Source organism: Streptomyces longisporus, from assembly GCF_039532765.1.
Classification (GTDB): Bacteria; Actinomycetota; Actinomycetes; order Streptomycetales; family Streptomycetaceae; genus Streptomyces; species Streptomyces longisporus.
This window is the reverse complement of sequence record NZ_BAAASG010000007.1, coordinates 843,660-854,708: the sequence shown is the minus strand read 5'-3', so window position 1 is coordinate 854,708 and position 11,049 is coordinate 843,660. Positions and strand designations below refer to the sequence as shown.

Genomic DNA, 11,049 nt, shown 5'->3' with positions numbered 1-11,049 from the left:
TCAGGAATTACCCCCGGGGGCCTTGATCAGCCCGAGTTGATCGAACGTGCCGGAAAGAAGGACGTCGAGAGCCGCCATGCCGTCCGCGGGCTCGATCGAGCCCGCACCGGCTCTGTGCATGCGCTCCCGGTATTCCGGTGCGGCGACGACGCCGACGGTGCCCCAGTAGCCCCAGTTCATGGTCTTGACGGGAATGTCCAGCTCGGTGGCGAGACGGTGGGCGTAGGCGTCCTCGAAGACCGATCCCGCCACGTAGTTGCACTGTCCCGACGCCATCAGGAAGGAGTTCATCGAGGAGAAGAAAAGGAGGAAGTCCAGGGGTTCCCCCCGGAAGACCTGGGCGAGTCGGACGCTCACGTCGACCTTGGCCGTGACCGCGGCGCGGAAGCGCTGTTCGTCCATGCGCTCCAGGCTCTGGTCCAGCAGCACGATCGCCGACTGGATCACACCGTGGACGACCGGATGGGTTCTCTTGATGTCCTCGTACGCCTTTTCCAGCGCCGCCCGGTCGGTGGCATCGGCCCGCACGTAGCGCGGTCGGGGGCCGAGCTCGCCCAGACGCGTCAGCTTCGCGCGGATCGACTCGTCCTCCTCCCGCCGCCCGATCCACACGACCTGCGCCCCGTAGGCGCGGATCATGTGCTCGGTCCATGCCTCGCCGATGCCTCCCGCACCGCCGATCACGACGTAGACGCCACCCTGCCGGTACACCGTCCGGCGGGTGCGCTGCGCGGTCGTGTCCCGCACGGGCACCAGGGTCTGGCGGTACCAGCGGGAACGGCGGTACGCCCACACGCTGCCGCTCTCCTCGGCGGGCAGCGCGAACAGCTGCGCCACCGGCCAGTCGCGGTCCGGGTCGAGGTCGGCGAGGCGCACCGTCCAGCCGGGGTACTCCTTCGCCACCGAGCCGAGCAGGCCGTGCAGTCCGGCGTGGGCGGGGTCGACCACGTCCGTGCGCCGGACCCGCAGAGTCCGCTCGGTCACGACCGTGACGTCGAGCCGGCGGCGGCCGTACCCCAGCCTCAGCAGCGCCTTCAGCGTGCGGAAGCAGGCATACAGACCGGCCTCCTGCGCGTCCACCAGCGCGTCGTCCGCTGCGTCGGCGGCCGTCTCCCGGGGGGACAGCCAGATCAGGTGCCCGAGGGCTTCACCGTGGGCGTCGAGCTTCGCGGCGATGGTCGCGGTCGTGTCCCCGGGGTCCAGCGGCAGGTGTTCGGCACGGGGATGGACGGCACGGATCAGCTCCCACTGCTGCGCTGTGCCGCCGATCACGACGACGCGGCCGGACGGGAGGGCGACGTCCTGCTGTACGCGCAGGGGGACCGCGTCCCAGACCGGTGCCAACAGGATGCTCGTACCGTCCGGGACCTCGCCGTCGCTCGCGGCCGGTGCGTGCTCCTGCTCGGTGGCGACGGGGTTCGGTGACGGGAGGGACACCTCGGTCCGCCCGGACGCCGGGGAGTCGTCGAACCAGTAGCGCTCACGCGCGAAGGGGTACGTGGGCAGCGGGACCCGGCGGGGCCGCGTCCCTTCGGTCAGCCCCGCCCACTCGACGGGCGTTCCGCCGACCCACGCCGCGGCCAGCTGCTCGGCCTCCGCCACCGACACCGTGCCGTCGCCGCCGGCGGGCCGCACCAGTTCGGTGCGGACCGCCCGGCCCTTACCCGCCAGGCCGGTGAGGACGCCGTCCGCCACGCCGTTCTCGGCGTACCGCGTCAGTTTCTCCAGCAGCTCTCCCGGCGTGGTGGCCACGACGGCGAGCCGCCGTGCCATGGCTTCCCTGCCCTGCTGCAGGGTGTGGGCGACGTCCGGCAGGGCCAGCGACGGGTGGGCGCGCAGGTGCTCGACGAGGCGGGCGGCCGACGTCCTCAGTTGTTCCTCGCTCCTGGCCGACAGCACGAAGACCTGCGGGCCCCCGTCCGGCCGCTCCGCGGCATCCAGCGGATACTCCTCCACCACCAGGTGGGCGTTGGTACCGCTGAAGCCGAAGCCGCTGACGGCCGCGCGCCGCGGGGAGCCCGTCTCGGTCTTCCACGGGGAGAGCTCGGTGTTGACGCGGAACGGGGAGCTTTCGAAGTCGAAGTGCTCGTTGGGCCGGTCGAAGTGCAGCGTCGGCACCAGCTGCTCGTTCCGCATGCACAGCAGCACCTTCTGGATCGAGGCGATGCCGGCCGCGGCCGAGGTGTGGCCGAGGTTGCTCTTCACCGAGCCGATGGCGCAGTACCCGATTCTGTCCGTGTGTTCCCGGTAGACCGTCGCCAGGGCTTCCAGCTCGATCGGGTCGCCCAGCTTGGTTCCCGTACCGTGCAGCTCGGCGTAGCCGATTCCGGCCGGGTCGATGCCGTACCGGTCGTAGACGTCGCGCTCCAGCTCCATCTGGCTCGCGCCGCTCGGCGCGGTGATGCCGTTGGTCCTGCCGTCCTGGTTGATGCCCGAGCCGATGACCACGCCGTGGATGTGGTCACCGTCGCGGACGGCGTCATCGAGACGCTTGAGGACCAGCGCGCCCACGCCCTCGCCCGGTACGAACCCGTTGGCGCCGTTGTCGAAGGCCTTGCAGCGCCCGTCCGGGGACAGCATTCCCGCACTGGACATGCCGAGGTACGCGTCCAGGCTCAGATAGAGGGTGACGCCCCCCACGAGGGCCATGTCGATCTCACCGTTCCGCAGGGCCTGCGTCGCCAGATGCGTGGCCACCAGAGAGGACGAACAGGCCGTGTCCAGGGCGATGGCGGGACCCTTGAGATTGAGGAAGTAGGCGATGCGCGCGGCGGTGATGGCATTGCTGCCGCTCGTGGCCGCCGCACTCGTCTCGCCGCCCTGCCGCTGCATGAGCACGCCGTACTCATTGCTCATGATCCCGAGATAGACACCGCACTTGCGACCGCTCAGCGAACGGGGGTCGTAGCCCGCGTCCTCGAACGCGTGGTACGCCTCCTGAAGGAACAACCGCTGCTGCGGATCCATCGACTCCGCCTCCGCGGGCGGAATGTTGAAGAACAGCGGGTCGAAGCTCTCGATGTCGTCGAGGTGCCCCATCCACTTGCAGGCGACCTTGCCCTCCTGGTGGGGACGCGGGTCGTAGTGATCGGCGACGCTCCACCGGGAACCGGGGACCTCGCCCACGCAGTCACGGCCGTGCGCCAGGTTGTCCCAGTACTCGTCCAGGGTGGTGGACCCCGGGTACCTGCCGGCCATGCCCACCACGGCGATCGCTCCGGCCGGCCGGGAATCCGCTGACGGCGGCACCGCGACGGACGCGGCCCGCGCCGCTTCCCGCTCGCCCGCGGGCTCCGGTACGGCAGCGTCGACCGGCTCCGGCGCGACCGGCTCGACCGGCTCCGGCGCGACCGGCTCGACCGGCTCGACCGGCTCGACCGGCTCGGGCTCGACGGCCTCGACCGGCTTTGGCTCCGGCTCCGGCTCGACGGCCTCGACCGGCTCCGGCTCCGGCTCCGGCTCCGGCTCGGCGACAGGCTCGGTCACCTCACGAAAGGGTCGCCCTTGAGGGGCGCCTCCTTTGGCCAGCTCCCGGACGATGTAGGCCGACAGCTCCACGACGGTGGGGTGGTCGTAGAGCCGGGTCACCGTCAGATCCAGTCCGTACCGCTTGTTGATCGCGTTCATCCACTCGACGCCGACGATGGAGTCCAGGCCGATGTCGATGAACTTGGTGTCCGGGTCGATCTCCTCGTCGAGCAGGTACAGAGCCTCGGCGAGGCTCGCCGCCAGCTCGCGGACGAGAGTCTGCTGGTCCTGGAGGGCGGGCGCCGGAGGGATGAGCCGGCCGGGCGTCGGGCCGAGCGGGTCCGCCGGGGCGGGGCGCCGAGTGCTGTCCGCACCGGCCGTCGCGGTCGCATCGGTCTCTTGGGGCGGACCCTCCGGCACCGTGACGGAGCCCGGCGACATGGATGGCGCGGGCACCGAACCGCCGCCCTGCCCGAACGCGGCGTCCAGGGGGGCCAGGCCGATGCCGCGGGGCTTCGCGACGCTCCGGGTGCCGGCAGGGGCCGGAGCGGGGGCCGGTACCGCCTCGATCTCCACCTTCGCGGGTACCGCCGGCTCGGCGGGACCGGCTGCCGTGACCACGTCGCGGCCGGCCGTCCCGGCCCCGGGCCGGGCACCGTCGGCCACCCAGAACCGCTTGCGGGCGAACGGGTAGGTCGGCAGTGAGAGCCGGCGCGGCACCGCGTTCGGGTAGTAGCTGCGCCACGGCAGGTCCAGCCCGTTGGTCCACAGTTCGAGCAGCTTGCCGTACTTCCTCTTGTCCACCCAGGCCGCGATGGTGCGTTCCATGTCCTCGTCCTCGACCAGGGCGGAGACGACGTCCTGGGAGCGCCTGCCGCGACCCCGGTACGCCCCGGCGTCGTCCTTGCCCTCGACGTAGTCGCCCAGCCGGGCCGTCAGCTCGGCCGCCGAGCCGGCCAGGAACGCCAGCCGCTCGGCCATGTGCTCCCGGGCCACCTGGAGGGTGGCCGCGACTGCGGGCACGTCGGCATCCTCGATCCGCTCCTCGCGCACCCAGTCGAGCAGGCGCCGGGCCTGCTCGCGCAGTTGCTCCTCGGTTCTCGCCGAGAGCACGATGACCGACCCCAGCGGCCACTGCGCCGGGTCGTCGGCCGGCGCGGGCCCGGCCGGTACGTACTCGCCCACGATCACGTGGGCGTTCGATCCGCCCGCGCCGAAGGACGAGATGCCGGCGAGACGCGGGTACTCCCGAGGTCCGTCCGGGGTGTCGATCACCGGCCGCCGCCACTCCGCCGGTTCCCGCTGCACCCGGAAGGGCGTGTCGCCGAAGTCGATGTGCGGGTTCAGCGTCTCCGAGTGGAGCGAGGGCACCAGGCGGCCGTGCGCGAGCTGCAGCAGCACCTTGGTGAAGGCCGAGATGCCCGCGGCGCTCTCGGCGTGTCCGATGTTGCTCTTGACCGATCCGATCGCGCAGAACTGGCGGTCGTCGGTGTGGCGGGAGAACGCCTTGGCGAGGCCGGCGATCTCGATCGGGTCCCCGAGCGAGGTGCCCGTGCCGTGCGCCTCGACATAGCTGATGGTGCGCGCGTCGACCCCCGCCCTGTCCAGGGCGCGGGCGACCACGTCGGCCTGGGCGTTGGGGTTGGGGACGGTGTAGCCGTTCGTGCGGCCACCGTGGTTCACCGCTGTCGCCTTGATGACTCCGTGGATGCGGTCGTTGTCGGCGATGGCCCGGTCCAGCGGCTTGAGCATCACCGCCCCTACCGCCTCCGCGGGCACATAGCCGTCGCCGCCCTGGCCGAAGCTCTCGCAGCGGCCCGTGCTGGACGCGAAGCCGGCCTGTCCCAGCAGGAGGTACTTCGCGGGGTGCAGGGACAGGTTGACCCCACCGGCGATGGCGACCTCGCAGTCGCCCGTCTGCAGGCTCTGGCAGGCGAGGTGAAGAGCTGTCAGGGACGAGGAGCACATCGTCTTGACGGTGAGGCTCGGCCCATGCCAGTCGCAGAAGTAGGAGACGCGGTTGGCGATGTTCGCGGCGTTGCCCGGAACCACCCTTCCGTCGGCCAGCGCCTGCTCGGTCGCGCCGTAGAGCTGGTACTCGTCGTACATGGAGCCCACGAACACGCCGACGTTGCCTCCGGCTCCGTTCGGGGAGGGCTCCGTCAGGTCCCGGCGCGTGTATCCGGCGTCCTGGAGCGTCTCGTAGACGCACTCCAGGAACAGGCGCTCCTGTGGGTCGGTGAACTCGGCCTCTCGCGGCGACATGTTGAAGAACAGCGGGTCGAACCGGTCGACGTCGTCGAGGAAGCCGCCCCACTTGGAGTTCGTCGTCCCCGGCTGGGAACGGTCCGCGTCATAGTGGGCACCGGCGTCCCAACGATCCCGGGGGACCTCGGTGACGCAGTCCCGGCCCTCGGCGAGGTTGCGCCAGAACGTCCGCAGGTCGGGTGCCTGCGGGTAGCGCCCGCCCATCCCGATGACGGCAATCTCCGTGCCGCGCGGCCCGGATCCGCGCTCCACCGCGCGTGAAGCCGGCCAGGCCGCGGGCATCCCCGCCGCCTGTCCGGTGGCGGCGGACGGGGCGGACCGCTCCGTCCGAGCCGGTGCCGGCGCCTGTGCCTGTGTCTGAGGCGAGGGAAACGCGGCGGCCGGGACGGCGCCTCTCAGCTCCCGCAGCCGGTCCCCGTGGACCTCGACGAAGTACTGGCTCAGCGCCTTGATGTTCCCGTACTCGAAGAACAGCGTCTTCGGCAGGTTCCCGAAGGACGTCTCCAGCCGGGCGGTGAGGTTGACGGCCTGGATCGAGTCGATGCCGTAGCGCTCCAGGCGGCTGCCAGGATCGATGCGCCGTGCGGGCACCTTCAGCACCTCCGCCAGCAGCGAGGTGATGTACGCGATGGTCCACTCCGCCAGTCCGTCGTCCCGGCCCGCCTCCGACGGGACGACGGGGGTCCCGGTGGTCGCGGGTGCCGTGTGTTCTCCGGCCTGCTGCATCGTCAGCGCCTTCCTGATCCGGTCCATGTGCCCAGCGGCGACGAGTACCTGGTGGTGGTGGGTGTGCAGGCACCGGGTGAATGCCCCGATACCGGCGGCGCGCTCCAGCGGGGAGATCCCGAAGCGGTCGCGCAGCACCGTCCTGGTGTCGGCATCGGCGCCCATACCGCCCTCGGCCCACAGCGGCCAGTTGATCGAGAGGGTGCGGCCGGACCGGCGTCCGTCGGCCACGAGACCCTGGCGGTACTCAGCGAACGCGTCCATGAACGCGTTCGCCGCGGCGTAGTCGGCCTGACCGACGTTCCCCGTGACGGCGGCGCCGGAGGAGAAGGTCACGAAGAAGTCCAGATCGAGATCCTCGGTCGCCTCGTCGAGGCTCACCAGGCCGCTGACCTTCGGCGCGAGAACCTCGCGGAACGCGCGCTCGGACTTCCTCAGGATGAAGTCGTCCTCGATCACGCCGGCGCTGTGGACGACCCCGTGGATCGTCCCCGCCGTGCGGCGGATCCCGTCGACCAGCGCTCTGACCGCGGCCCGGTCGGCGACATCGACGGGTTCGTAGGACACCTCCGCGCCCGAGGCCCGGAGCCGTTCGAGGATCGAACGCGACTGCTCCGTCGCCGGGGAACGGCCGACGAGGACGAGCCTGGCGTCCTTCACCTGCCGGACGATCTCCTCCGCGAAGATGCGGCCGAGGCCGCCCATGCCGCCGGTGATGAGGTAGACGCCTGCGGACCGCCACGGCGCGCCGGGGGAATCCGCCGGGAACTCCTCGGCCCAGGTGAGCACCTCACGCCTGTCCCCGCGCAGCCGCACGGTGGCGTCGGTGAGGTTGCGCCGCTCCTTGGCAAGGAGATCGAGCCGTGCCGCGACCGGTGTCCCGGCGTCCACGACGACGACCTGTCCGGTGATCCGGGGGTTCTCCGAAGCCGCGGTCCTCAGCAGCGCGCCAAGACCGGTCAGCACCCGCGACTCCGGTCCGTCGGTCAACAGGATCTGGAGGACGTACTTCGTCTGCGTGCCGTCCCGCAGCAGTTGCCGCGTCCTTTCGAACACCTGTAACGCGTAATCCGTGTAGCGGGCGTCGAGGGTGGTGGCCGGGGAGCTGAGCGTCACCACCTCGCAGTCCCGATCCGGGGCGGCACCGGCCAGAGCACCGCTCTCGGCGAACACCACGGCCCGCCCGCCGACGGCAGGGAGGGCCGCCTCGGGCAACGGCCTGTGCTGCCAGCGCGGAGTGGCGAAGACCTCGCCGTCCGCGTGCGCGAGGGCTGCCTCGGCGGCGTGCGGGAGGGCTGCATCGGCCGTCGTCCTCGACTGCGCCCGGACCGAAAGGCCCCGGACGCGTACCCGGACTCGTCCGGCGTCGTCACACAGATCGAGATCGAAGGTACGGGTGGCCCCGCCCACCGTGTCCCGAGCGGCACGCCGGCCCCAGACCCAGGGGGCTTCGCCCAGTGGGGCGAGCACCTCGACCCGCTCCACCCCGAACGGCACGAACGCCGCCCGACCGGCGTCCGGCTCCCCGGCCATCAATCCCGCGCAGGTCTGGAAAGCCGCGTCCATCAGACTCGGAGGCAGACGGCAGCCGTCCGCGTCGGCGCGCGCCGCTTCGGGCAGTGCCAGGCGTGCGAGCACCTGGGACTCCCCGAGGAGCAGGTGATCGATGGCGCGATACGAATCGCCGTACTCGATCCCGGCGGACCGGAACGCGGGGTAGATCTCCGTCGCATCCCACCGCCGTTCGCCACATGCGGCCCGCAGCCGTACGAGGTCCACCGGGGCCGGTGTCGTCTGGCACGTCACCACCGATCCCGTGCACAGCACAGCGGTCCCGGCGTCCTCGTCGGCGGCGGACATCCGGAAGCGGACCGCGTCCGGGGAGTCGGGCTGGATCACCACGTGCAGGTCGCGCGGCTGATCACTGATGTGGAACGGCCGGATCCAGACCACGTCCGTGAGGGCGACGCCGGCACTGAGCGTCCCCGTCCCGCCCCCGAAGTCGGCCGCCGCCAGGGCCATCTCCAGGTACGCGGCGCCGGGCAGCGTCCGCACCCCGTGCACCAGATGGTCCCGCAGGACCGGCTCTTCGCCGAGGAAGGTCGAGTGGTAGCGCCGGCCTCCGGGCTCGGATGCGTCCCGGTGCAGCAGAGGGTGGAGCACTGCGGCCGGAGGCGGTACGGAACCGGCCGGCGCCGAGGGGCTCGCCGCCACCCAGTACCGCTCCTTGGCGAAGGGGTATGTGGGAAGCGGGATGCGGAAGGGCCTGCGCGGGGCGTACAGCTGGGCCCAGTCGATGGCACGGCCGCCGGCCCAGGCCTCCGCGACACGGCGCCACGCGCGGGCGGAGACCAGCGAGCGGACCAGGTCGCGGTCCTCCTCGCTCTGCTCGTCCCAGTCGGGCGACTCCGGCGCCCTGCCCCGGTAGACCTCGACTGTGCCGTCCTGTCCGAGATGGGTCCGCAATCCCCGGGCCACCGCGTCGAGGGAGTCGGCGGTGAAGGCCAGCCGGCAGTCCAGCGCCGCCCGCCCCACCTGGAGCGAGAAGGCCAGGTCGACCAGATCGAGCCGCGGCTGCTCCTCAACGAAGGCGAGCAGATCGCGTGCCCTGGTGTCCAACTGCCCTTCCGACACTGCCGACAGGACGATCACGACAGCCGATGATCCGGCGTGTTCGGTCGTGTCACGCATGGCGATATTCCTCCAGCACCACGTGGGCGTTGGTTCCGCTGAATCCGAAGGAGCTGACGGCGGCCCGCCTCAGCTCGTGGCCGTTCCGTGCTCCCCAGAACTGGAGGTCCCTGCTGATGGTCAACGGGCAGTCGTCGGAGTCGAGGAGCTCGTTGGGCGTCTCGACGTGGAGGGACGGGACGAGCAGGCCGTGGCGCAGGCCGAGCAGCACCTTGTGCACACCGGCGACGCCGGCGGCGGCGGAGGTGTGCCCGATGTTGCTCTTCACCGAGCCGATCGCGCACGACCTAGGGGCGACTCCCCGCTCACGGTAGACCGTGCTCAGGGCGTCCAGCTCGATCGCGTCCCCGAGCGTCGTCCCCGTGCCGTGCGTCTCGACGTAACCGATGGACGCCGCGTCGATGCCGTACCGGTCGTAGACCGTACGGAACAGTTCCATCTGGCTGTTGGCGCTGGGAGCCGTGATGCCGTTGGTCTTGCCGTCCTGGTTCGTACCCGACGCCAGTACCACGCCGTGGATGTGGTCGTGATCGGCTTCGGCGTCGCTCAGCCGCTTGAGCACCAGGGCTCCCACACCCTCGCCCGGCACGAAGCCGTCGGCTCCCTGGTCGAACGAGCGGCACTGCCCCCGTGCCGACAGCATCCGCGCTCCCGACATCCTGACGTAGGTGCCCGCAAGCAGGTACAGCGAGACACCTCCGACCAGGGCGATGTCGATCTCACCACTGGACAGCGCCTGCTGGGCGAGGTGCAACGCGACGAGTGAGGACGAGCAGGCGGTGTCGAGGGCGATCGCCGGGCCCTTGAGGTTGAGGAAGTAGGCGATGCGCGCGGCGGCGATGGCGTTGCTGCTGCTCGTCGCGACGGTGTCTTCCTCGCTGTCGTTGCCGGACAGCAGAAAGCTGTACTCGTTGCCGCTGATGCCCAGATAGACACCGCACTTCATCCTGCTCATCGACCCGGGGTCGTAGCCCGCGTCCTCGAACGCCCGGTAGGCCTCCTGCAGGAACAGGCGGTGCTGCGGGTCGATGCCTTCCGCTTCGGCCGGCGAGATGTTGAAGAAGAGCGGGTCAAAGCAGTCCGCGTCCTCCAGGTAGCCCATCGCATTGCAATAGGTCTTGCCCTTCTGGCCGGGGCGGGGGTCGTAGTAGCGGGACATGTCCCAGCGGTCGGCGGGCACTTCCCGCACGGAGTCACGGCCGTCCCGGAGGTTGGCCCAGTACTGGCGGAGGTTCTCCGCGCCCGGATAACGCCCTGACATTCCGACCACGGCGACGCGGTCACCGCGAACGGCGGCGTGCGGGGTGTCCCCGGGCGCCGGCAGCAACGACACCGGTTCTGGCTCCGGTTCCGGTTCCGGTTCCGGTTGCTGTATCGGTTCCGACGGTGGTTCCGCAGTCTGTAACGCCACCGGTAAGGAAACGGGTTCCGGCACGACCACTGGCTCCGGCTCCGGCTCCGGGGAAACAGCCTCCCCGGCCGGCATCAACTGCTCGATATAAGCAGCCAACTCCATCACCGACGGGTAGTCGTACAACCGCGTCGCCGTCAACGACGTGCCATACGCCTTGTTGATCGACTTCACCCACTCCACCCCGATGATGGAGTCCAGACCCAATTCCACGAAATTGCGCCGCGGATCAACCTCGCTCTCCGACAGGAACAACACCGCAGCGAGCCCCGCCCGCAACTCCTCCCGCAACACACGCGAAGAACGTCCCGGCGACGCGGGCTCGGCCGCGGCCGGGAGCCCCTCGAACCGGGCCGCAGCAACAGGCTCCGGCTCCGGCTCCGGGTCCGGGTCCGGGTCCGGCTCCGGGGAAACAGCCTCCCCCGCCGGCATCAACTGCTCGACATAAGCAGCCAACTCCATCACCGACGGGTAGTCGTACAACC

General features: G+C 70.8%; 2 protein-coding genes. Both read right to left on the bottom strand.

Annotated elements, in window-relative coordinates; all coding sequences use genetic code 11:
• The gene (locus ABD355_RS15260; RefSeq protein ID WP_344400814.1) at positions 1-9,153 is read right to left on the bottom strand and encodes an SDR family NAD(P)-dependent oxidoreductase; all 9,153 of its coding nucleotides are present in this window, start codon (positions 9,151-9,153) and stop codon (positions 1-3) included.
• A partial coding sequence (locus tag ABD355_RS15255; protein ID WP_344400813.1) for a type I polyketide synthase occupies positions 9,146-11,049 on the bottom strand: 1,904 nt, incomplete at its 5' end. The genes ABD355_RS15260 and ABD355_RS15255, both read right to left, overlap by 8 nt.